Consider the following 22,529-nt stretch of genomic DNA (forward strand, 5'->3'; position numbering starts at 1 on the left):
ACCGTGGTCCCCCGAACGGCTCAGCGTCGCCTCACCGCAGGCCAACTCACCGCGCTCGCGCTCGGCTCACTGTGGCTGCTCGCCACGCTGGGGGCGCTCACCGTGGGCCTGTTGCTCCCGCTCGCCGCTTTCCTGCACGTCCCCTGGATCGCGTTGCCGGTGCCGCTCGTCTCGATCGGGGTGGTCTACCTCGTCGGTTTCGCGGCACCGGAGGCTTTTCCGTCCGTCGCGAAACCTTGGCCGCGGCTGGCGTGGGCCTTTCTCACCGGGATTTGCGGCGTCTTCGGCGCGATCTTCGTGCTGGAGGTGGCGGAAGCGTTCGACCCGTGGTTCGCGGTGCCGTTCCTCGGCGTGCCGGTACTGCTCGTCGCGGGGCTGTTCACGCGTGATCTCGGGATGCGGGTAGGCGCGGGTGTCCTGTTGACCGCCCTGATCGCGGGTGGGATCGCCGTCCCCGCCTCGCTGCCTTTGGACACCCCCGCCCGGCGGCTCGCCTCGACCGGCGTCCCGCACGATCGCACCCTCGCGGTGGACCTCGGCCCACGGCGACTCCCGACCAAGACGACCGAAGACTCCGGATCGCTGATCGTCGAGTACGCGCCGCAGCTGTGGATCTCGCCCGTCTGGACCTTCGCGACCGACCCCGTCGAGAGCTGCGAGACGTCGGTGAAGACCGCTTGGCGCCTGGAAAACGCGACGTGCGCTCAAGTCGGCGAAGGCGAGTTCATCCGGCGGAACGCGGACCGGATCGAGTTCATCCAGCGGCGCGGCGCGCTGTCGGTGCACCTCGCGGGGAACCACAACTGGAAGCCAGAGGAACTACGCGAACTCGCCGGGAAGACCCACCCGCTGACCGACGCCGAGATCATCGCCGCCGTGCCGAAGTCACCGCGCGGGAACCGGACGGACGTCGTCGCGGGGTTCGGTGCTTTCGTGCGGGCGATCTTCGTGGGCCGGTCCGTCGGGTACTGAGGGGAGCAAGGGACCTTTGCTACCGCCTCGGTACCTGAAGGACCCCTTGAGGGAGCCAGAGTCCGTGAAGGCCTCCTTCACTACCTTGAGGCCCAAAGGTGCTCCACCATCCACAAGGCACCAAAACTTGGGCAGTTTGTCCGAATAAGCCCCGTTGGACGTGTTCTCGAGTCCGTGAACCGTCAAGCCTGGCGCCCTGACCGGGGGCGTGTGGAAATAGGGACACTCAACGTCCCTATTTCCACACACCCCCCACTCCGCGTAGCGGCGCCTACCGACCGTGTGGATTTTGGGACGTCAGATGTCCCGACTCCCACACAGTCACCGCGCCGACCTGCGGAAAGAGAGCAAGGGACCTTTGCTACCACTCGCGCGTGAAGGCCCCCTTCCCTCGACTGAGCCGAGGGAAGGGGGCCTTCACGCGCATCCGCGAGACGTCAGTAGGTCGGCAGGCTCTGGTCGATCTGCCGCGCCCAGGCCAGCACGCCGCCCCCGAGGTGGGTCGCGTCCTTGAACCCGGCCTGGTGCAGCGCCGCGAGCGCCTCCGCCGAACGCGCACCCGACTTGCAGTGCAGCACGATCGGCTTGTCCTGCGGCAGTTCCGACAGCGCCTCGCCCGAGAGGATCCTGTCCTTCGGGATCAGCGTCGCGCCCTTGATGTTCACGATCTCGTACTCGTGCGGCTCGCGGACGTCGATGAGGGCGAAGTTGTCGCCGTTGTCGAACTTGGCCTTGAGCTCCGCCGGAGTGATCGTGTGGCCCGAAGCGGCCGAAGCGGCTTCGTCGGACACAACACCGCAGAACGCTTCGTAGTCGATGAGCTCGGTGATCTTCGGGGTCTCGGGATCCTTGCGGATCTTGACCTCGCGGTACTTCATCTCCAGCGCGTCGTAGCTGACGAGCCTGCCCAGCAGCGGCTCACCGATACCGGTGATCAGCTTGATCGCCTCGTTGACCATGATCGAGCCGATCGACGCGCACAGCACGCCCAGCACGCCACCCTCGGCGCACGACGGGACCATGCCGGGCGGCGGCGGCTCGGGGTAGAGGTCGCGGTAGTTGAGGCCCTTGCCGTTCGGCGCGTCCTCCCAGAACACGCTCGCCTGGCCCTCGAACCGGTAGATCGAGCCCCACACGTAGGGCTTGCCGGTGAGCACGGCGGCGTCGTTGACCAGGTACCGCGTCGCGAAGTTGTCGGTGCCGTCGAGAATCAGGTCGTACTGCTCGAACAGCTCCAGCGCGTTGGACGACTCGAGCCGGTCGGTGTGCAGGTGCACCTTCACGAACGGGTTGATCTCGGCGAGCGACTCCTGCGCGGACGCCGCCTTCAGCTTGCCGATGTCGGACTGTCCGTGGATGACCTGGCGGTGCAGGTTGGATTCGTCGACCTCGTCGAAATCGACGATGCCGAGCGTGCCGACCCCGGCCGCGGCGAGGTACAGCAGCGCCGGGCTGCCGAGGCCACCGGCACCGATGACCAGCACCTTGGCGTTCTTCAGCCGCTTCTGCCCGGTCATCCCGACGTCCGGGATGATCAGGTGACGGCTGTACCGGGCCACCTCTTCCTTGGTGAGCTCGGCGGCCGGCTCGACGAGCGGCGGCAGCGTGCCTGACATCGGGTCCTCCATCTCGCGTGGATCGCGGGTCGCATCCCAGTATCTACAACACGGAAAGGCCCGGACGCCTTCCCCTGTCCCAGATCATGGGACCGGCCCAGCAGGTGAGACGGCGTGGCCTAGGGTGTCTGGTTCGGCCAGGAGCCCGGCTTGCAGACCTTGCCGTCCGCGGGCACCCTGCCGCGGTCACCGCCCGGGAGATTGTTCAGCTGCGCCACGAAGTCGTTGGAGACGCCGAAGGTCTGCTGCATCATGACGGGCGCGACCGCGCCGTTCTCCGGGCAGCCCACGTGCTTTCCGCCGAGGGCGTGCCCCACCTCGTGGTTGATGGCGTACTGGCGGTACCCGGTCATGTCGCTCTCGAAGGCCAGCGCCCCCCGCACCCAGCGGGCGAGGTTGATCACCACACGCTTGTCGAAACTCGAGCGGTAGCAAGACGTCTCGTAGGTGATCTGGAACATGCAGACGTCCGCGCGATGCGTGGTGTTCGGTGTGGTGAGACTCACCCGGAAGCTGGGGTTCGGGTAACTCGCGTCGACGCGCTGGAGCGCCTTCTTGCCGTCCCACGTCCAGCTCTTGGGGTTGGACAGCGTGCCCTGAACCATCGTGGCGAAGCTGTCGTCACCGCCGTAGCTGGCCGGGTCGATGCCGTCCTCGACCTCGACGGTGTACGTGTACAGCTGGCCCGTGCCCACCTTTTCGCCCTTGCCCGGCACCACGTGGAAGGTGCCCTGGCCGGACTCGGTGAACGGACCGCCCTTGGGCAGGTCCGCGGTCGGGATCTTGAGGTCGACCGGTTTGGCCGGGTTCTCCGGGAGGACGTCGCCGCCCCCGTCGACACCGGCTCCCGGCTCGCCGCCATTGCCTGCGGAGCCGTCGGCGGAAGCGAGACTCGCCCCGTCGGTGGCGATCGGCTCGGGCGGGCCGGTGGCGGTGTTGAACACGACCAGCGCGGTGATCACCACGAGGATCGGCAACGCGTACACGCGCCAGCCGTAGGTCTTGGCGAACTGGCCGATGCCGCCTTTGCTCTTGCGCTTGGCGGCGGCTTTGGCGGCGCCGGTCTCGTGCGGCTTCCAGGACGCGCTGAGCGGCTGGGCGCTGGTCCGGCGGCCACCGGGGCGGTAACGGTCTTCGTCGAGCCGCTGCGACGGCGGCGGCGCCGGCCGGTACTGGCCGGTGCGCGGCACGTCGGTGGTCCGGGGCTGGGCGCGCGGTGGACGACGGGCGGAGGCGGAGTACTGAGACCGCCGACCTTCGCCCTGCGCGCCTTGCTTTACCCGATCCACGCGCACCAGGGTGCCATAACCGAACTGTGATGTTGTGAGCGACCGGCGCTTCGCGCGGCGTGTCCTCCTCACCCGAATGGGCTACCAGGTGCCCGATTCGACCGATTCCCACATCCCCAAAACCGCCTTCGCTACGACATTCGGGCGTTCCATCTGCGCCACGTGGCCGGTTCGGGGAAGGACCAGCAACCGCGCGTGCGGGAGCAGCCGGGCGGTGCGCTCGGCGCGCCGGACGGAGATCACCCGGTCGTGCTGCCCCCACACGACGAGTGTCGGCGCGTCGACGCTCGGCGCGACCGCCCACAGCGACGCGGGCCCGCGGGCGGACCACGTCCGGAAGATGCCGAAGGTGCTGCGGGCCAGCGCGGGGGCGGCCCACGCGAAGGCGGCGCGCGCGCTGTGCTCCTCTTCGAGCTCGTCCAGCCTGCTGTCGGCGAAGCGGCTCGGATCGGCGAAACACAGCTTGATCACCTGCATGGCACGTTCACGGGGGCCGAGCGCGGCCAGCTGCCGTCGCACCCTCGGACCGATCAGCGGCAGGTACGCGAACGCCATTCGCGGGTCGGACAGCCGTTTCATACTGGGCCGCAGGTCCGGCATCGCGGGCGAGATCAACGTCAGCGTCTTCACCAGCTCCGGACGGCGGGCCGCGACGAGCAGGGCGACCGCGCCGCCCATCGAGTTGCCGAACAGATGCACCGGCCCCGCTTCGAGGCTCTCGATATGACTCGCGACGATCTCGGCGTGCGAGTCGAGGCTGAAGTCGAACCCGTCGGGTGGCTCCGAATAGCCGAAACCCGGCAAATCGACCGAGGTGCCGCTCGCTTGGGGCGCCAGCAGCGCGGCCAGGTCGGTCCAGTTCGTGGACGAACCGCCGAGCCCGTGGACGTAGACGGCCGTCTCCGGGCCGCCCGGGGTCCGGCGGATGTGCAATTTCACCCCGGCGACACCTATTGTTTCCCCGGGCCAAGGGGGCGGCGCGGGGTCCAGCGACGGCAACGACCTGCGCGAAAGCGGCACATGGGTCAGCGGCGGACGACCCCCGGCGGCCCGGGAAACTGGAGAAGACACAGCATCAAGGATGCCTGACCCTTGGCGGTCCGGCTGTACCGGCGAGTAATCTCGACCTCACTTCACGCGGTGGTGACCCCGCCCCGGGAAGGCCCGCTCGACTGCGCTATGCGTTCTCGGCGGAGACGAGTGCCTCGAACTGGAGGAACGATGACAGACATGGCGCGACTGCAGGCCCGAGGTGTTCGCCTGCCCAGAACGGAACGCCGCGCCCAGCTGCTGGCCGCCGCGCAGCGGGTGTTCGCCGCGAACGGATACCACGCCGCCGCGATGGACGAGATCGCCGAAGAGGCCGGAGTCAGCAAGCCGGTCCTCTATCAGCATTTCCCCGGCAAGCTCGACCTCTACATCGCGCTGTTGGAGAGCCACGTCGACGAACTGGTGCGGCGGGTCAAGGACGCGCTCGACTCCACGACGGACAACAAGCAGCGCGTGCCGGCGACCGTCGGCGCGTTCTTCGACTTCGTCAACAACGACGCCGGCGCGTTCCGCATGGTCTTCGAGTCCGACCTGCGCGGCGAGCCCGCCGTGCAGGAAGCGGTGGACCGGGCGACGTCGGCCAGCGTCGACGCGATCACCGAGACCATCACCGCCGACGCGGGCCTCGACGAGGACAAGGCCCGGCTGCTCGCCGTCGGCCTTGTGGGTCTCTCGCAGGTCAGCGCGCGGTTCTGGCTGGCGCACCACAAGTCGATGAGCCGCGAAGAGGCCGTCGCCCTCACCGCCAACCTCGCCTGGCGGGGCATCGGCGGTGGCTTCCCCCTTCAGCACTGACCCCGCGTTTCGTCCTCTGAATGCGGCCCTTGCGCGTGCAACTACCGCATTCAGAGGACGAATTGCGTCAAGGCAGGAGCTTCTTGATCCGGTCCGCGGCTGCCTGGGCGTCGGCGACGACCTTCGCGGTGTCGATACCGACAACCCGTCCTTCGCGCTTGAGGGCGCGGCCGTCGACGAACACCCACGAGACGTTCGCGGGCTGGGTGTTGAAGACCAGCTGATTCACCCAGTCCACCTTCGGCGCGAAGTTGACCGCCTGGGCGTCGACCAGCTGGAGATCCGCCCGCTTGCCCGGCGTCAGCGACCCGATCTCTTTGTCCATGCCGAGCGCTTCCGCGCCGCCGAGGGTCGCCATGCGCAGGACGTCCGCGGTGGTCGGATAGACCGCCGGATCCGTCGTGGTCGCCCGCTGGAGGCCGACGGCCGCGCGCATCACGTTGAACATGTCGCTCGTGTCGTTGGTGCCGCCGTCGAGGCCGAGCCCGACCTTCATGTTCCGCTTCTTCATCTCCGGCAGCCGGATCACGCCCGACGCGAGCCGCATGTTCGACAGCGGGTTGTGCGCCACGCTGACGCCGGCGGCCGCGAGCTCGTCGAGGTCGGCGTCGGTGGTCTGGATGACGTGGTTCGCCACCAGCCCGGGGTGCAGCGCGTTCGCCCGCCGGAGCGCGTCCATCTGCCCCGCGGTCAGATCGGCCTTCGATTCGAGCAGGTGGACGTTCAGCGAGACGCCGAGTTCGCGCGCGAGCTTCTCCGACGCCTCGACGCTCGGGAAGTTCCCCGTGGACGGATGGGTGCCGATCTGCAGGCGCGCCAGCGGGTTCGGATCGATGACCTCGCGCTTCACGCGGCGGATCTCGTTCTGCAGCGCGGGATCGGTGGTGCCGTTGTAGGAGTAGAGGAACCGCAGCTTCGACTCGCCGAGCGCGCGGAGACCGCCCTTGGCGAAGTCGGTGTTGAACGCGTGCGACCAGTCGGTGACCGTGGTGATGCCGGTCGAGACGACGTCGGCCGCGGCGAGTTTCGTACCCGCGTACGCGTCCGCGTCGGTCACCGGCGCGCGGTACAACGGGATGACGCATTTACCGAGCCAGCCGATGAGTTCCTTGTCGGCCGCGCAGCCGCGGATGAGTGACTGCCAGAGGTGGTTGTGCAGGTCGACGAAGCCGGGCAGCACGATCTTGCCGCGGCCGTCGACGACCTTCGCGGAGCCCGCGTCGAGGTCCTTGCCGACCTGTTTGATCTTGGTGCCTTCCAGCACGACGTCGGCGTCGGCGAGGGCGCCGAGCGGTCCTTCGCCGAGGGCCGGATCCATCGTGAGCACCATCGCGGCGTCACGGATGACGACGCGGCCGGACCCGGCGAATTCGGCATCGCTCCCGGCTTCGGTGGTCTCGCCGCCGAGGTTCGTCAGCAGGGCGGCGCCGAGGACCACGGCGAGGGTGAGGGTGAAGACGGACAGGATCGATCCACGTTGTTTCATCGTTTCAACTCCCCAGTCGATGAGATCACGTTAGCTCACCTGACGCGGACGCCCCGCAGAATTACCGCGACGGGATGTTCCAGCTGTCCGAGGTCTTGGCGCGGATCCTCCGCATAGACGACCGCGGACGTCCAGCGGTCGCCGTCGGCGTAGAGATCGACGTACTCGCCATCGGGAAGCGCGCGCCCCCGGACCCTGATGATCACCATGCCCCCTCGCTCACCTTGTCGAGCAATCCAGCGGCAGCGCGCCGAGCCGGGTTTCGGCTATGAATCGAGTTGACCGCGTTGCCGATCCGCGAGGAGTCACCATGCCCCATATCGCGCTCGACGAGAACCTTCCCGGCATCACCGCCTTGTTCGCCTACCGGCCGGAGACGGCCGCGCCGCTCGGGCAGCTCGCCGAGGTCCTGCTTCGCGGCCCGAGCAGCCTCAGCGTGGGCGAGCGCGAACTGATCGGCGCGGTCGTCTCGCGCGGTAACGACTGCACGTTCTGCTCACGCAGTCACGCCGCCGTCGCCGCCGAAGCGCTCGAAGGCGGCATGCCCGTCGTCGAAGCGGCTTGGAAGGACGTCGACGGCGCACCCGTGTCGGCGAAGGTGAGGGCGCTCCTGCACGTCGCGCTCGCCGTCCGCGACAGCGGGAAGTCCGTGGGCGAAGACCTGATCGAGTCGGCTCGGGCGGCGGGCGCGACGGACGTCGAAATCCACGACACGGTCCTGATCGCGGCCGCGTTCTGCATGTTCAACCGCTACGTCGACGGGCTGGCCACGGTCGCCGTCGACGACCAGGACGCCTACCGGGAGACCGGTGTCCGCCTCTTGGAGCACGGCTACACGAACCTCTGAGGAGAGCAAGGGACCTTTGCTACCGCCTCGCCGCGTCCCACGTCGCGAAAGCCACTTTCGCGACGTCTGATGTCCCGAAAGTGGCTTTCGCGACGTCCTCGAGTGCGCCATCCGAAGCCCTGACCTGCAAGAAAAGAGCAAGGGACCTTTGCTTCCACTTGTCTCAATGCCGAGAGAAGCGGTAGCAAAGGTCCCTTGCTCCCCTTTCAAGCCCTCGCGGCGCGGCGGACGAGGGCGGCGATGCGGTCCGAAACCTCTTGCGCCCGTTCCTGCGGGAGCATGTGCCCGGCGCCCGGATAGCGCACGAACTCCGCCTCCGGCAGCTCGTCGGCGATGACCTTGGCGTGCGGCGGCGGACAGAGCCGGTCCCGCTCCCCCGCGAGCACGACCACCGGTTTTCCCTGCAGCGCGGCCAGCGTGACCCGGCAGTCGTGCCGCGAGATCGCGTCCTGGAAACCCGCGACGCTCGCTGGATGCGCGCACAGCAGCTGTTCGGCGACCGAGTCCACGTCGGCTCGCGCGGGCCGCCGCCCGAAGACGAGCAGCCGGGCACCCGGCCGCACCACCGACAGCGGCAGCGGCAAGGCGTCACGGCGGTTCTTCGCGAGCAGCTTCGCGAGCCTCCGTTCGAACCTCGCCGCGCCGCTGCCCGCGATCCCCGGCAGGCCGAGGGTGATCCGGTCCATCTCACCGGACGATGTGGCGACGAACGCGACCCCTGCGACGCGCCGGGCCACGAGATCGGGATGCCTGCGGGAAAGTTCCATGATCGTCATGCCGCCCATGGAGTGGCCGGCGAGCACGAGCGGCCCGTCCGGGACGTGGTCCTGGATCAGCTCGGCGAGGTCGTCGGCGAGGGTGGCGATCGTGGCCGTCCCCGGTTTCGCCGGCGCGGAACCGCCATGGCCGCGCAGGTCGTAGCGCAGGGTCCGGACGGAGTCGCCGAGCCGCGACACCACGCCGTCCCAGGTCCGGTGGTCCTGGGTCCAGCCGTGCACGAGCACGAGCGTGAGTTCGGAGTCGGCGGGGCCGCTCGTCTCGATGTGCAGGGCGGTGCCGTCCCCCGTCACGAACCGGTGTTGCCGCGACGGGTCCCATGAGACGGCGTCGCGCTGCTTGACGCTCCTCATCGCTTCCCCGGCAGCAGGAAGGACTTGCGCCAGAAGTACATGCCCGGCTTGCCGACCAGACCGGATTCCTGCAGGAACGGCATGATCTTCTCGCCCGCCCACTGGATGCTTTCGCGCCAGTTGGGGTTGTTCAGCGCGGCTTCGACGCCGTCTCGCGGACGGATGCCGACGGCCTTGTAGACGTTCGGGTTGATGAAGGCCCGCGTCACGAAGTAGGAAATGACCGCGATGATGAACTGCTGGTAGAGGATTTCCTTCTTCGACAGTTTCGCCATCCCGCGTGTCACCTCTTCGCGGGCGAAGGTGACGTGCCTGGCCTCTTCGAGCACGTGGATCCGGTTGACCATACGCACCAGCGGCTGGATGTCCGGGTCGTTCATCTGCTCACGCTGAAGCCGGTCGAGGACCTCTTCGGCGACGAGGATCGCGCCGTAGCGCGCGGGGCCGTAGCTGATGCTCGGCATCAGTTTCGCCAGCCGCCGCAGCCACGGCACCGGCCCGTAGTTCGGGCAGCCGATCCGCGAAGCCATCCGCGCGAACATCGTCGAGTGACGGCATTCGTCCGCGATCTCGGTCAACGCATACTGGGCGTGCGAGCTGGTCGGGTCCTCTTCGTAGACCTCCTTGAGCAGCATCTGCATGAGGAGGATTTCGAACCACAGCCCCGTCGTGGCGACGCTCGCGACTTCGTGCTTGCCGAGTTCGATGCGCTGCTCTTCGGACAGCGAGTCCCACAACTCGGTGCCGTAGAGCGAAGAACGGTGGGCCGGGATGAAGCGCTTCCCGTCGACGAGCGGGGCGTTCCAGTCGATGTCGACGTCGGGATCGTAGAACTTGTTCGCGGAGGACTTGAGCAGCCGCTCGGCCGTCTTCTCCCGGTCTGTTTCTTTCAGCGCCCGCGTCATTGCCGACACACCCCTATCTGTAACTCGTGGTAACAGTTACCTCTGGTAGCATGACTTGGGTGATCGAACGTGTCAAGCGCAACAGCAAGCAGTCGAGCAAGCACCCCACGGCGGGTGAGGCCGACACGGGTGACGCCCGTCGCGACCGCTGGCGCAAGCACCGGATCGCGCGCCGCGCGGAGTTCGTCGAGGCCGCCCTGCGCGCGCTCGACACCCACGGGCCGGACCTCGGCATGGAAGACGTCGCCGCCGAAGCGGGCGTCACGAAACCCGTGCTGTACAGGCATTTCGACGACAAGGCGGATCTGTACGTCGCGCTCGGGCAGCGCGGCACGGAGATCCTTTTCCAGCGGCTGATCCCGGCCATCAACTCCGAGCTCGCCCCGGTCCCCCGGATCCGGATGGCGCTCGACGCGTTCTTCAGCGTCATCGAGGAGCACCCGAACCTGTACCGCCTGCTCGCGCGCGGCGGCCTTCAGGAGAAGGTGGTCGTCAAAGCCGACGTCGTCGCCGAGGACAAGGAACTGATCGCCACCGCGCTGACCGCGCTGCTCGGCGACTACATGCGGATGTTCAACATGGACTCCGGCGCCGCCGAACCGTGGGCGCACGGCATCGTCGGCATGGTGCAGAGCACCGGCGAATGGTGGCTGGACCGGCGCTCGATGGGCCGCGACAGCGTCGTCGAGTACCTGACACAGATCATCTGGGCCGCGATCGACGGCCTCTCCCGGCAGCAGGGCATCGTCATCGACCCGAACCTGCCGCTCGAAGAGAACAAGGTCGTCCAGATGCGGAAGGAATCGGAGGCGCAATGAGCGAGCACGACGAAGACGGTTACTCCGGCGAAGCGGTTCTCGTGATCGACGGGACCGAGATCGCGACCACGGTGGAACTGAGGGGCTACTTCCAGCCCATCGACGGGTACTACCGCTGGTACGGCCGGGTCGCCACCAACGAGCAGGTGTCCGCGGCGGCCGGTGGCAAGAAGACCGCCGTCGAGATCCGCGCGGGCGAATACAGCGCGAAGGGCGAGCTCTCCGACCCGGACCCGTGGGACCGCTACCGCATCATGGGCACCAGCACGCCGCCCTTCCACGTGCCGACCAGCCTCGAAGAACTGAACGAGCTCAACGCCTGACCACTGAGGCGACAGCAAGGGACCTTTGCTCTCATCCGTTAGCACGCTAACAAACGAGAGCAAAGGTCCCTTGCTCTCTTTCCGCAGGTCAGCCCTGCCGTTGAGCGGGCACCCTAGTCCGCGGCACCACGTACTTCGGCCAGCTCGACAGCTTGTTCATCGCCCATTCCAGCGGCCCGCGCCCGACGAACTTCCGCCACAGCACCGCGGCGGTCAGCGCGACCACGGAGAACTCGACGAAGTGCAGCACGCTGAAGATCGAGTCGCCGTCGCTCTCGTCCCACAGCAGCGCGATCGCCACGAAATGCAGCACGTACGCGCTCAGCACCCGCCCGCCCAGGTCCGAAAGCGGCCGCAGCACGCGTTCGAACTTCGGCATCAGCAGCTGGCAGCCACCGATCACCGCCGCCGCGATCCCGATCGAGATCAGCAGGTCGAACGGTGTGTACGAGGTCCCCGTCGGCAGCAATTCCCAGGCCCAGCTGGTGGTCGGCGGCGTGCCGTGGATCCAGGTATGGTGCAGCCGCAGGAATTCCGGCGGCGTCATCCCCATCTGCGCGGCCGCCGGTTCCAGCGAGCGGTACACGGCCTGCATACCGCCGAGCGGCCCGGTCGCGATCCAGGACACGACGTACCCGCCCACCGCGAGCGCCGAGCCGCCGAAGAACAGCCGCCGGCACACACTGCGTGAGGTCAGGTCCATCCGCCCGATCGCCATCCCGGCGAACACGTACGCCATCAGCGTCAACGCCGGGAAGGTCCCGGTCAGGACGAGAACGGTCGCGGCCTTCAGCAGCCCGGTCGACGTGACGTCGTCCGCGGTCAGGTCCGGCGCGAAGAAGAGCAGGTCGCGGGGCAGCAGTTGCGCCCTGATCAGATGCGAGAGCAGCGGGCCCGCCACGGCGACGACGACCGCCGCGATCGCCAGCGCCTTCGCGCCCGCGCGCAGCCACGGGATCGCGAAGAGGAAACAGGCCCCGTAGTAGGCCAGGATCACCATGTAGCCGGTCTCGAGGCTGGTCAGCCACAGCCCCAGCGCCACCAAGAGCGGGGCGCGGGTCGCCAGTTTGAGCGCGACGCGGGTCCGGTCGCGGCCCTGTTTGGGACGGCGTCCGCCGGACATCAGCGCGATCGAGACGCCTGCCAGCACCGCGAACAACGCCGCGGAGTGGCCTTCGAACGGTTTGAACAGCACCCCGACGCCGCCTTTGGCCGGATCGGGGCCGACATGCACCGCGTACATGCCGAGGACGGCCAAGCCACGGGCGACATCGATGCCGGTCAGCCGACTCGCGAGCCGTTCGCCTTGTTCGGGAACTGTGCGCACGCCTTCGAGCAGCGCGCGGTCGATCACAGTGACGCCGTCCACCTCATTTCTCGGCTAACCCCCTGCCGTCCCCGCCATAGCGTGACGATCAAATCTGAGAGCTGGCTGAGACGCGGCGGTGACGCCACTGTGACATCCGACTACAACCCGATCGGGTTAACCACCAACAGCGAAGCCGACCTTGCGAACATCCGACGGCGCGATCTCGACGTAGGCGATGCGGTCGGTGGGCACGATGTACTTACGGCCCTTTTCGTCGTCGAGGCGGAAGATCCCGTCGCCGGCCCTCAAGGCGTTCGCGACCAGTTCCTCGACCTCGTCGGGCGACTGGCTGCTGGACACCACGAGCTCCCGCGGCGTGTCCTTGATGCCGATCTTGACCTCCACGTGGGACCTCCGCTTGAAAGTTCGAAATTTACTGGTGCGCCAAGGCTAGCCGAAGTGACCTCAGCCGAGGCCCAGCACCTGCATGCGCTTGGTGTGCCCCTGCTGCAACCGGCGGAACAGCGCGGCGATTCCCGAAAGGTCGCCCGAGCCCTCGACGATCAGCTCGGCGAGCCCGTCCCGCTCGGCGACGACGTACTGGGCCTGCGTCAACGCCTCGCCCAGCAGACGGCGGCCCCACAGCGCGAGTTTGTCCCGCGCCTTCGGGTCGGCCTCGATACCGGCCGCGACTTCGCGCTCGGCGAACGCCGAATGCCCCGTGTCGGCGAGCACGGTGAGGACCAGATCCCTGGTCTCGGGGTCGAGCCAGCTGGCCATCTCGCGGTAGAGGTCGGCCGCGAGCCCGTCTCCGACGTAAGCCTTCACCAGGGACTCGAGCCAGGAACGCGGCGCCGTGGAGGCGTGCCAGGCGTCGATGTGCCCGACGAACGGCCGCATCGCGTCCTCGATCGCGACGCCGTGCCCCGCCAGGTGCTTGGTGAGCAGGTCGTAGTGCCCGATCTCGGCGGCCGCCATGGACGCCAGCGCGGCCCGGCCGGACAGCGTCGGCGCGGTGCGCGCGTCCTCGGCCATGCGATCGAATGCGGACAATTCCCCGTAGGCGAGTACGCCGAGCAAATCGACTACGCCCTCACTGATCTGCTTTGCCTCCGTCACGGCGGAAAGGGTATCGCCGAACACACCCGACCGGCCGGGAAGAGACCGATCCCATACGCCCCCGGCGCGGCGGGGGTATCGAAAAACCGCAGATCAGGTAGACTGGCCGACGGAAACGACGGATCTTCCGTCCGGACCGGGACGCCGCTGCGGCTGAAGGACAGCCGGTGTGGCCCTGGTCAGCACAAGAATGATGTGCGTGCACGCCATCCTGCGGCATTCCCACGAAGGGCCGCTTCAGCGCCAGTAGCGCGGAGCCCGAGCGAATTTTCGTGGTCGAGTGTCGATCGGTGACCAGGGCAGTGCGCGCTGGTCACGAGAGAGGCGAGCACCCTGACCACGAACGAAACCACAACCGAAGAGAACACCACCACCGGCGTCCCGGAGGCCGTCGCGCTGGAGCACAGCGAGACAGGCCCGGCCGCGCTGGACACCTCACACCCGCTGCAGGCGGGCGCGCCGGTGGAGCCCGAATCCCCCACCTTCGCTTCCTTCGGCGTCAAGCCGGAGATCGTGAAGGCGCTGGGCGAGGCCGGGATCGAGCGCACCTTCGCCATCCAGGCGCTGACGCTGCCGCTGGCCATGGCCGGCGACGACCTGATCGGCCAGGCCCGCACGGGTATGGGCAAGACGCTGGGCTTCGGCGTCCCGCTGCTGCACCGCGTCGAGGTCCCCGGCGACGGCACCCCGCAGGTGCTGGTCGTCGTGCCGACGCGTGAGCTGTGCATCCAGGTCGCGAACGACCTCAAGGGCGCGGGCAAGCACCTCGGCATCCGCACGCTGGCCATCTACGGCGGCCGCCCCTACGAGCCGCAGATCGCGGCGCTCCGCAACGGCGTCGACGTCGTCATCGGCACGCCCGGCCGCCTGCTGGACCTGGCCGAGCAGAAGCACCTCGTGCTGGGCAAGGTCCGCGGGCTGGTGCTGGACGAGGCCGACGAGATGCTCGACCTGGGCTTCCTGCCCGACATCGAGCGCATCCTGCGGATGGTCCCGGACAAGCGCCAGACGATGCTGTTCTCGGCGACCATGCCGGGCCCGATCATCACGCTGGCCCGCACGTTCCTGACCCAGCCGACGCATATCCGCGCCGAGGAGAACGACGCCGGCGCGATCCACGAGCGCACCACCCAGTTCGTCTACCGGGCGCACTCGATGGACAAGCCCGAGCTGATCGCCCGCGCGCTGCAGGCCGAAGGCCGTGGCCTGACGATGATCTTCACCCGCACCAAGCGCACCGCGCAGAAGGTCGCCGACGAGCTCGTCGAGCGTGGCTTCGCGGCCGCCGCGGTGCACGGTGACCTCGGCCAGGGCGCCCGCGAACAGGCGCTGCGCGCGTTCCGGGCAGGCAAGGTCGACGTGCTGGTCGCCACCGATGTCGCCGCCCGCGGTATCGACATCGACGACGTCACGCACGTGATCAACTACCAGACGCCGGAGGACGAGAAGACCTACGTCCACCGGATCGGCCGCACCGGCCGCGCCGGGCGCACCGGCGTCGCGATCACCCTCGTCGACTGGGACGAGGAGCCGCGCTGGAAGATGATCTCGGACATCCTCGGGCTCGACATGCCCGAGCCCGCCGAGACGTACTCGTCGTCGAAGCACCTGTTCAGCGACCTCGGCATCCCCGAGGGCACCACCGGGCGCCTCCCGCTGTCGAAGCGGACCCGCGCCGGTCTTTCGGCCGAGGTCGAGGAAGACCTGGGCGGCAAGCGCCGCGGCCGTGGACAGGGTCCGGCGAAGGACGAAGAAGCGCCCCGCAAGCGCAACCGCGCGCCGCGCAAGCGGACCCGTGGTGGCGCCGACGCGGCCGCCAAGATCGAGGCCGCCGACGCCGCCGCGAGCGCTTCCGCGGACAGCGCGGAAGGCCAGAGCGAAGCCGTTTCGGAGGGCCGCACGCGGACCCGCCGCCGCAGCCGTGGCGCCGCGAAGCCGAGCCCGGAGGTCAGCGGCCCGGCGGTCGAGAAGGAGGCAGGCGACAGCGCCGAGCGTCCGGCTCGCCGACGCCGCCGTCGCCGTCCCTCGGCGACTTCTGATACACCTGCGTCGGCAGACTGAGCTTTCATACTGCGGACATGGGGAGCTAGGGGCACGTGAGCGAACGCTGGGACGCCGCGCCGGACGACGAACCGGCGCGGCCCGTGCCCGCCGATCCCGGGCAGCCGGACGGCAGCGAGCCGGAGACGGCCGAAAACGCGATCGGCACCGAGGACGTGCTGGACGCCGATCCCGCCCAGCCGGTGGCCACCGAGCCGCCGCTGGGCGGGAAACGCGCCCGGCCCTCGCCGTGGAACCGCAAACGGGATCGCGTGATCGCCGCGGCGATCGTGGTGGTCGTCGCGGTCACCGGCGTCGTCATCGGCGTGACCAGCGACAACGCGGCGACGGTCGCGCAGGTCGCCACCACCCTGCCGCCGGGGCTCCCGCCCGCGCCGGCGCAGGTTCCCGGCTCCCTCAGCGAACTGTGGCAGGCGCCGAGTTCGTCGACACCGGTCCCGATCGGCGAAGCCAACAATGTCGTCACCGCGGACAAGGGCGAAGTCCTCGGCCGGGACCCGTACACCGGCGATGTCCGGTGGCGCTACTCACGCGATCTCGAACTGTGCACCGTCGCGCTCGCCGGGATCAAGGTGGACGCGGTGTACCGCAAGGACACCGGCTGCAGCGAGGTCACCCAGCTCGACGCGGGCACCGGGCGCCGCACGGCACAGCGCAACGGCGACGCCGAGCTCGGCACCCGGCTGGTCGTCGACGGATCGCACGTCACCACGACCGGCAAGAAACTGCTGAACACCTGGCGCGACGACCTCGTCAAGAGCATGGAGTACGGCCAGGTCCCCGCCATCGTGAACCCGAACAAGCAGCCGAGGACCGGCTGCACCTACGGCACGGTGGCCGCCGCGGCGGGCAAGATCGGCGTGATCGAGCGCTGCCCCGGCGATCCGGCCGACCGCTTCACCGTCTACCGCGCGACCAACGACGAGGCCGACGACCCGAAGGTCGACTACAGCACCGTGCTCGCCGGGAAGAACGCGAAAGTCGTCGCGATGTCCGGCGATCTCGCGCTGATCGTGCTGCCCGAACAGAAACTGCTGGTCATCTATGGCGGCGACGGCCTGCAGAAGTCGGCGTACCCGCTCGACCTGCCCGAGGCGGAGATCTCGCAGGATCCGGTGGGTGGCGTCATGACGACCTCGTGGACCGCGCAGGGCGTCTACTGGTTCACCGGCTCGAAGACCATGGCGTTCTCACGGGACGACCTCACGCCGCGCTGGACGCTGAACAACTCCACCGGCGCCGGGGTGACCTTCGGGGAACAGCTGGTCGTGCCGATCCAGGGCGGGCTCGCCGTGCTCGACGAGACGACCGGCGCCACGATCCGCACCGTCGGCGTCGACCGGCGCGGCTACACCGGCCCGGTGTCGCTTTCCTCGGTCGGGCCGGTGCTGCTGGAGCAGCGCGGCCCCACCCTCGTCGCCCTCAAGTGACCGGCAGGCGGTAGCAAAGGTCCCTTGCTCCCGCCGGCCGTCAGCGCGTCGTCGAAGTCCTGGAAGTACGCAGCCTGCTGACTTCCTTCCAGCACCACTTGCCGCCTTCGCTGACGAGTGTGCCGGTGGCGGTGCCCGGCCGCCCAGAGACGGTCAGCGTGACGGCGACCGTGTACTTGGTCTCGGAGACCTTCGTGACCGGGCCGAGCGAAGCGTCCGAAGCTTCGTTGACCCGATCGATGATCTGGTCGATGTCCTTTTCGGCACTACCGCACTTGAGCGCCGTCAACGCGGCCCTGTCATTGGTGTTGATGCCGTCGATGATCGCCTGCGCGGTCCCTTCCGGGCCGGACGCCTTTTCGGCCTTGTCGTCGCTGAGGAAGAACCCGGGAGCGACGAATCCGGTGATACCCAGCGTGAGCACCACGACGGCAGCGGCGGCGATGCCCACGATCAGGCCGGTCTTGTTGTTCTTCGGGGGCGCGGGTGGCCCGCCGAAGCCCTGTCCGTACTGCTGCTGCCCATACTGCTGCTGGCCGTAGCCGGGGTACTGCTGCTGGGGGTACTGCTGCTGCGGGTACGCGCCGCTCTGGTCGTAGCCGCCCTGCTGGTACTGCGGCTGTCCCGGGTACTGCTGCTGGTCCGGATACGGCTGGCCGGGCTGCTGCCCTGGGTACTGCTGCTGGCCCGGCTGCTGCTCCGGATACGGCTGCCCCGGCTGCTGCCCTGGGTACTGCTGCCCGCCCTGACCGTGGTCGGGCTGTCCTGGCTGGGGTGGGTAGGTCATCGACAGTGCCCTTCGTCCTCGCTGCGGGGCAGCGTGTTCATCCACGACATGCCCAGTGAGCCACATTTTCGCGGAGATGGGACGCTTTTTCGGGTCAATGACACCTTCCTGCCGTGTCAGCTCCACCAGAACAGGCTCAGCGCGGCCGTCACGCTCACCACGACCACGAGACCGGCGCAGCCCGCGGCGCGGCCGTTGCGCGAGTCGGCGACCCGTTGTGCCAGCAGGGCGACGACCGCGGCGACCGGGTGGCCGATCAGCATCAGGAGCCCTGGCCCCGGCGCGCCGGTGAACAGACAGAGCGAAGCGATCGCGACGACACACGCCGCCAGCACGGCCATACCGGCCGCGAGCGATCCGGTCAGCCCGCGCCAGAACCGGCCGCTTTCGGGTGTCACGGGTTCGTCCGCGGGCGGAATGATCGCGAGCTCTTCGGTGTCCGGTGACGACACGTCCTCGCCTGTCCAATCGTCGGGTTTCGAGAATCTAGGGCGCCAGCAACTCCCACGGCTGAGCCGCGGGCCCGGCCTCCTGGCCTGCCGCGCAACTGGGCCGGAAGTCGCACCATGAGCAACGACGGCCAGGGCGCGCCGGGAACAACACGTCCTCGTCGCCGCCGGCGTCCAGGGTATCCGCTGCCAGCCGCAGATCCCCGGCGGTCTCGTCGGCGCGTTGGAGATGCCGCTTCAGGCTCTCTTCGGTGTGCTCGGCGGCCGCGATGGTCCCGGTGGGCACGTGGTGCAGCTCGACCTGGTAGCACGGCGTCCGCAGTGTCCTGGCGGCCGCGACCGCGTACAGCGCCAAGGCCTGCGACGAACGGGCCTCGTACTCGTCCGGCTCGCGGCGGCCGGTCTTGTAGTCGATGATCACCAATTCCCGGCCGCGCTGGTCGATCCGGTCCGCGCGGCCTTCGATGATGAGGCTGGGCCCGCTGCCCGGCTCGAGCGTGACCGGCGCCGAAACCCAGCGCTCCAGCCCGACGGGATCGACGCTGACGTCGTTGTGCTCGACGTACTCCGCGACCCATGCCTTGGCCCTGGCGCGGTACCGGGCGGCCTGGTCGGCGTCTTCGAACCCGGCGTCCTTCCAGTGTTCGGCGACGAGCGCCATCGCCCGCTGCGGCACGCGCTTGATCACCGGCAGGTCGAACAGCGCCCGCAAAGCGTTGTGCACCACCGCACCCAGCGTGCTGTGCGCCCACGCGCCGGTGCGTACCGGCGACGGGCGGTCGAGATACGCCATGCGGTAGCGGCGCGGGCAGTCTTCGAACGTCGCGAGGCGCGCGGGCGAGACCTTCGTCAGCTTGCGCGGCGCCTCGACGCCGAAGTCGAAACCAATCTGCTCCATCGGATCACCCCGCGCGCAACGCTACGCACCCCCACCGACACTTTTCGAGGGGATCCCCAGGAAGGGAGCAAGGGACCTTTGCTATCGCCGGTTCTGCGATCCGGCGAAGCCCGTGGAGGGTTGAGTGTCCCCAACGTGGCATTGGAGACGCTCAGTGTCTCCAATGCCACATTGGGGACACCGGACGAACCGGGACCCGGACCTTATCGCCGGGAGCAAGGGACCTTTGCTACCACTCGCGGCCGGTCACGTGCCCGAGATGAAGCCCTTCACCGAGTTCGCCACCAGCTCGACCGCGATGGCGGCCAGCAGCAGGCCGGCGATCTTCGCCAGCAGCGTGATCCCGCTTTCCTTGATCAGCCGGATGACCACGCCCGAATACCGCATGCACAGGTACAGCACGAAGTGCACCGTCACGATCGAAAGCGCGAGAGCCACGTACGCGCCGACGTGCCCATCAGCCTGCCGTACGAAGACGATGGTCGCGGCGATCGCGCCCGGGCCGGCGAGCAGCGGGGTCCCGAGCGGCACGAGGGCGACGTTGACGTCGTCGCCTGCCGCCTCGGCCTCGCCGCCGGTCTTGCCGGTCAGCAGTTGCAGCGCGATGAGCAACAGCAACAGCCCGCCCGCACCCTGCAGCGCCGGGATCCCGATGCCGAGATACGACAGGATCGCTTGTCCCGCAACGGCGAACAGCGAGATCACCAGCAAGGAGACCAGCACCGCCTGCCGCGCGGCCTTGGCGCGGAAGGCCACCGATTTGCGGCCGGTCAGGCTCAGGAACACCGGAACCGTGCCGGGCGGGTCCATGATGACGATCAGCGTGATCGTCGCGCTCATGAACAGGCGCGCGTCGAAGAAGTCCGTGATCGTCACCGCGTCACGACCTGGTAGCCGGTCGACCGCGCGACGAGTTCTTCGAGCGCGAGCGGGTCGGTGGTCTCGTCGCCGAGATCGATGGTCTTGTTCGTGCCGTGGTAATCGCTCGAACCGGTGCGCACGAGCCCCAGCTCCCCCGCCAGCCCGTGCAACCGGACGCGCGTCTCCTCGTCGTGGTTAGGGTGGTCGACCTCGACGCCGGTGAGCCCGTGCGCGGCCAGCCCGGCGAGCACGTCGACGGTGATGGTCGCGCCGCGCGTGTAGGCGAAGGGGTGCGCGATGACGGTGACGCCGCCCGCCTCCGCGATCATGTCGATCGCGTCCTCCACGAGGGTGTCCCGCCGCGCCACGAAGTAGCCGCTGCCGTTGCCGAGATAGCTCGCGAAGGCCTCGTTCACCGACGAGACGACGCCAGCCCGCACCAGGGCCTGCGCGAGATGCGGCCGCCCGGCCGAACCGTCCTCCGGCAGCAGCGACATGACCTCGTCGGGATCGACGGGGAGTCCGTCGGCGGCCATCCGCTCGGCCATCACGCGCAGCCGCCACCGCCGCTCCGACCGGAGCCGGGTCTGTTCGGCGACGACCGACGGCGACGCCGGGTCGAAGAGGTACGCGAGCAGGTGAACGCTGATATGCCGCCCGGTCACCGGATCGACGGAGATCGTGGACAGCTCGGCGCCGGGGACCAGCGTCAGTCCCGGCGGAAGTGCCTCGGCGGCCGGGGCCCAGCCGGCCGTGGTGTCGTGATCGGTGATCGCGACTACGTCGAGGCCCGCCTTCGCGGCGGCGGCGACCAGCCCGGCAGGGCTGTCGGTGCCGTCGGAGGCGGTGGAGTGGGCGTGCAGGTCGATGCGCATCGCCGCTCAGTATCGACGATGCTCCAGGTCACAGCGACCCCGGGACCTGCGCTAACCGACCTTCTTCTTGCCGCGCGCCGCACGCTGCGCCTTGATCATCGAAAAGCGCTCGGCCTGCTTTTGCTTGTCGCCGAAGACGAGCTCGGAAATCGTGTCGTAGAACTCTTCCGGCTTGGGCAGGTAGTCGATGCGGTTCAGCGCCTGGATCTGACCGGCGGACTCGACCACCATGGTCCCGTACCCCATCATCCGGCCCCACGCCGAACGCTCGTAGGTGAGGTCGGTGACCTTGGTGATCGGCATCATCAGCACTTTCGTGGTGAAGACACCGGTGGTCATGACGAACCGCTTGTCCGTGACCACCAGGCGCTCGACCCACCACTCCATCACCACGTACGCGAAGCGCAGGATGATGAGCAACGCGGCATACCAGAGGATGTTCTGGATGACCCACGCGGCGGGCGGCAACAGGTAGGAGACCAGGACGCAGACGGCCAGCAACGCGGCCGTCTCGAAGGTTTCCCACAACAGCACAGCCCAGTGCCGGCGGATCCTGATGACCCGCCGCTCGGTGTCGAGGAGATACTCGTCTGGATCGCGTGGGGCGAACATACCGATAGAGTATCCGCTCCCCCGCTAGCTGAAGACGTTGCTGACGAAGGTGATCACCGATTCGGCCGAGTCACGCAGGAAGCCGATGATGTTTCCCACGAGGCCCGCGGCCTGACCTGGCTGCGCGATCACGAAGAACAGCACCAACGCGATTCCTGCGAAAGTGAGGAGCTTTTTCGCGTTCACAGCGATCAATCCTGTCTCTTACGGTGACTGACTGCGGATACTGACCATTCATTTTGTACCGCACCTTCCACCGGCGCGGGAGGGAAGTCCCGCGCTTGGGTCAGCCGGCGAGGAGAAGTGTACCGTACGGCTACTCTCCGTGTACAGGACAGCCATTGTCAGGAAGCCCGCGTCTACCATTCGGGAATGAACACCGTTTCGGACAGCACCGTCCGCTGTGTAGGCGGCATCGTCTACGACGAACTGGGGCGGATTCTGCTGATCCGCCGCGCGAATGAACCCGGACGTGGACTCTGGTCGGTCCCCGGCGGGCGTGTCGAACCAGGCGAAACGGACGAAGCGGCCGTTATCCGGGAGATGCGCGAAGAGACCGGGCTCGACGTGATACCGGGCACACTCGTCGGCAACGTCCGCCGCGGCTCCTATGACATCCACGACTACGCCTGCGCGGTCACCGGCGGCACTCTCCGTGCCGGGGACGACGCCACCGACGCCCGGTGGATCGACGCCGGAACCTTGATCGAACTCGACGAAGACGGTCACCTGGCCGAACTCCTGTTCGTCACTCTCCGCGATTGGGGAGTGCTGCCGTCCGAGGTCGCGCCGTCACCTTGACACCCGCTGTGCACGACTCGGCAAAAGCCGCGAGGATAAAGCAGCGGAAGAGGTGAAAATTATCCTCGCCGACACATTCCCGACATCTCGCGAGAG

25 protein-coding genes are annotated in these 22,529 nt (G+C 68.3%); 8 read left to right on the top strand and 17 right to left on the bottom strand.

Going from position 1 to position 22,529, the window contains the following annotated elements:
* Positions 1-3: 3 nt before the first annotated feature.
* The gene (locus ACZ3HL_RS25100; protein WP_465534119.1) at positions 4-972 is read left to right on the top strand and encodes a hypothetical protein; all 969 of its coding nucleotides are present in this window, start codon (positions 4-6) and stop codon (positions 970-972) included.
* Positions 973-1,409: 437 nt separating this feature from the next.
* On the opposite strand, the gene moeZ is transcribed toward ACZ3HL_RS25100, so the two are convergent.
* From moeZ to ACZ3HL_RS25115, 3 genes are all read right to left on the bottom strand, one after another.
* Entirely contained in the window at positions 1,410-2,588 is a 1,179-nt protein-coding gene (gene moeZ / locus ACZ3HL_RS25105) for an adenylyltransferase/sulfurtransferase MoeZ (protein ID WP_465416911.1), read from the bottom strand.
* 119 nt (positions 2,589-2,707) lie between these two features.
* Positions 2,708-3,877, bottom strand: coding sequence for a DUF3152 domain-containing protein (locus ACZ3HL_RS25110; RefSeq protein WP_465534121.1), 1,170 nt, complete (start codon positions 3,875-3,877; stop codon positions 2,708-2,710).
* A gap of 81 nt (positions 3,878-3,958) precedes the next feature.
* Positions 3,959-4,816: an alpha/beta fold hydrolase gene (locus tag ACZ3HL_RS25115; RefSeq protein ID WP_465416915.1), complete on the bottom strand. Its 858-nt coding sequence runs from the start codon at positions 4,814-4,816 to the stop codon at positions 3,959-3,961.
* 282 nt (positions 4,817-5,098) lie between these two features.
* Here ACZ3HL_RS25115 and ACZ3HL_RS25120 point away from each other — a divergent pair, with 282 nt between their 5' ends.
* The gene (locus ACZ3HL_RS25120; protein WP_125680286.1) at positions 5,099-5,722 is read left to right on the top strand and encodes a TetR/AcrR family transcriptional regulator; all 624 of its coding nucleotides are present in this window, start codon (positions 5,099-5,101) and stop codon (positions 5,720-5,722) included.
* 67 nt (positions 5,723-5,789) lie between these two features.
* Here ACZ3HL_RS25120 and ACZ3HL_RS25125 read toward each other — a convergent pair whose 3' ends face one another.
* Both ACZ3HL_RS25125 and ACZ3HL_RS25130 read right to left on the bottom strand, forming a co-directional pair.
* Complete coding sequence (locus ACZ3HL_RS25125) at positions 5,790-7,208, bottom strand: amidohydrolase family protein (protein ID WP_465534123.1); 1,419 nt, start codon at positions 7,206-7,208, stop codon at positions 5,790-5,792.
* 35 nt (positions 7,209-7,243) lie between these two features.
* Positions 7,244-7,417 carry a hypothetical protein gene (locus ACZ3HL_RS25130; protein WP_465534125.1) on the bottom strand — a complete coding sequence of 58 codons (174 nt, stop codon included), beginning with the start codon at positions 7,415-7,417 and terminating at the stop codon, positions 7,244-7,246.
* Positions 7,418-7,518: 101 nt separating this feature from the next.
* Between ACZ3HL_RS25130 and ACZ3HL_RS25135 the strand changes: the two genes are divergently transcribed.
* Complete coding sequence (locus ACZ3HL_RS25135; protein WP_465534127.1) at positions 7,519-8,055, top strand: carboxymuconolactone decarboxylase family protein; 537 nt, start codon at positions 7,519-7,521, stop codon at positions 8,053-8,055.
* Positions 8,056-8,261: 206 nt separating this feature from the next.
* On the opposite strand, the gene ACZ3HL_RS25140 is transcribed toward ACZ3HL_RS25135, so the two are convergent.
* Positions 8,262-9,185, bottom strand: coding sequence for an alpha/beta fold hydrolase (locus ACZ3HL_RS25140; RefSeq protein ID WP_465534129.1), 924 nt, complete (start codon positions 9,183-9,185; stop codon positions 8,262-8,264).
* The gene (locus tag ACZ3HL_RS25145; protein WP_465416926.1) at positions 9,182-10,090 is read right to left on the bottom strand and encodes an AurF N-oxygenase family protein; all 909 of its coding nucleotides are present in this window, start codon (positions 10,088-10,090) and stop codon (positions 9,182-9,184) included. The genes ACZ3HL_RS25140 and ACZ3HL_RS25145 overlap by 4 nt, the downstream gene beginning before the upstream one ends.
* Before the next feature lie 50 nt (positions 10,091-10,140).
* Here ACZ3HL_RS25145 and ACZ3HL_RS25150 point away from each other — a divergent pair, with 50 nt between their 5' ends.
* Entirely contained in the window at positions 10,141-10,908 is a 768-nt protein-coding gene (locus tag ACZ3HL_RS25150; protein ID WP_034313272.1) for a TetR/AcrR family transcriptional regulator, read from the top strand.
* Positions 10,905-11,231 (top strand): DUF4873 domain-containing protein, encoded by a 327-nt coding sequence (locus ACZ3HL_RS25155; protein ID WP_410652001.1) that lies wholly within the window; start codon positions 10,905-10,907, stop codon positions 11,229-11,231. The genes ACZ3HL_RS25150 and ACZ3HL_RS25155 overlap by 4 nt, the downstream gene beginning before the upstream one ends.
* A gap of 88 nt (positions 11,232-11,319) precedes the next feature.
* Here the strand turns inward: ACZ3HL_RS25155 and ACZ3HL_RS25160 are convergent, their stop codons facing one another.
* The 3 genes from ACZ3HL_RS25160 to ACZ3HL_RS25170 form a co-directional block, all read right to left on the bottom strand.
* Positions 11,320-12,600 carry a heparan-alpha-glucosaminide N-acetyltransferase domain-containing protein gene (locus tag ACZ3HL_RS25160; RefSeq protein WP_465534132.1) on the bottom strand — a complete coding sequence of 427 codons (1,281 nt, stop codon included), beginning with the start codon at positions 12,598-12,600 and terminating at the stop codon, positions 11,320-11,322.
* Between the two features lie 114 nt (positions 12,601-12,714).
* Positions 12,715-12,945, bottom strand: coding sequence for a DUF3107 domain-containing protein (locus tag ACZ3HL_RS25165; RefSeq protein WP_005167610.1), 231 nt, complete (start codon positions 12,943-12,945; stop codon positions 12,715-12,717).
* Positions 12,946-13,005: 60 nt separating this feature from the next.
* Positions 13,006-13,659: a ferritin-like fold-containing protein gene (locus tag ACZ3HL_RS25170; RefSeq protein ID WP_465416932.1), complete on the bottom strand. Its 654-nt coding sequence runs from the start codon at positions 13,657-13,659 to the stop codon at positions 13,006-13,008.
* Between the two features lie 462 nt (positions 13,660-14,121).
* On the opposite strand from ACZ3HL_RS25170, the gene ACZ3HL_RS25175 reads away from it, so the two are divergent.
* Together ACZ3HL_RS25175 and ACZ3HL_RS25180 are read left to right on the top strand one after the other, a co-directional pair.
* Complete coding sequence (locus ACZ3HL_RS25175; RefSeq protein WP_465416934.1) at positions 14,122-15,720, top strand: DEAD/DEAH box helicase; 1,599 nt, start codon at positions 14,122-14,124, stop codon at positions 15,718-15,720.
* 35 nt (positions 15,721-15,755) lie between these two features.
* Entirely contained in the window at positions 15,756-17,150 is a 1,395-nt protein-coding gene (locus ACZ3HL_RS25180) for an Rv3212 family protein (protein WP_465416936.1), read from the top strand.
* Between the two features lie 40 nt (positions 17,151-17,190).
* On the opposite strand, the gene ACZ3HL_RS25185 is transcribed toward ACZ3HL_RS25180, so the two are convergent.
* The 7 genes from ACZ3HL_RS25185 to ACZ3HL_RS25215 all read right to left on the bottom strand — a co-directional run bounded on the left by ACZ3HL_RS25185 (position 17,191) and on the right by ACZ3HL_RS25215 (position 21,818).
* Complete coding sequence (locus ACZ3HL_RS25185; RefSeq protein ID WP_465534133.1) at positions 17,191-17,937, bottom strand: hypothetical protein; 747 nt, start codon at positions 17,935-17,937, stop codon at positions 17,191-17,193.
* 116 nt (positions 17,938-18,053) lie between these two features.
* A complete protein-coding gene (locus ACZ3HL_RS25190; protein WP_465534134.1) occupies positions 18,054-18,389 on the bottom strand; it encodes a hypothetical protein in 336 nt (111 codons plus the stop codon).
* A gap of 34 nt (positions 18,390-18,423) precedes the next feature.
* Complete coding sequence (locus tag ACZ3HL_RS25195) at positions 18,424-19,284, bottom strand: RecB family exonuclease (RefSeq protein ID WP_410651995.1); 861 nt, start codon at positions 19,282-19,284, stop codon at positions 18,424-18,426.
* 246 nt (positions 19,285-19,530) lie between these two features.
* Positions 19,531-20,160 (bottom strand): MarC family protein, encoded by a 630-nt coding sequence (locus ACZ3HL_RS25200; RefSeq protein WP_016331481.1) that lies wholly within the window; start codon positions 20,158-20,160, stop codon positions 19,531-19,533.
* On the bottom strand, positions 20,157-21,020 hold the full coding sequence (locus tag ACZ3HL_RS25205) for a PHP domain-containing protein (RefSeq protein ID WP_465416942.1): 864 nt from the start codon (positions 21,018-21,020) through the stop codon (positions 20,157-20,159). The genes ACZ3HL_RS25200 and ACZ3HL_RS25205 overlap by 4 nt, the downstream gene beginning before the upstream one ends.
* Positions 21,021-21,071: 51 nt before the next feature.
* Positions 21,072-21,632 (bottom strand): PH domain-containing protein, encoded by a 561-nt coding sequence (locus ACZ3HL_RS25210; protein ID WP_034313292.1) that lies wholly within the window; start codon positions 21,630-21,632, stop codon positions 21,072-21,074.
* 24 nt (positions 21,633-21,656) lie between these two features.
* Positions 21,657-21,818: a hypothetical protein gene (locus ACZ3HL_RS25215; protein ID WP_005167589.1), complete on the bottom strand. Its 162-nt coding sequence runs from the start codon at positions 21,816-21,818 to the stop codon at positions 21,657-21,659.
* Positions 21,819-22,004: 186 nt separating this feature from the next.
* Between ACZ3HL_RS25215 and ACZ3HL_RS25220 the strand changes: the two genes are divergently transcribed.
* Positions 22,005-22,433, top strand: coding sequence for an NUDIX hydrolase (locus ACZ3HL_RS25220; protein ID WP_465534135.1), 429 nt, complete (start codon positions 22,005-22,007; stop codon positions 22,431-22,433).
* Positions 22,434-22,529 lie beyond the last annotated feature (96 nt).

This window comes from Amycolatopsis sp. NPDC000009 (assembly GCF_055563465.1).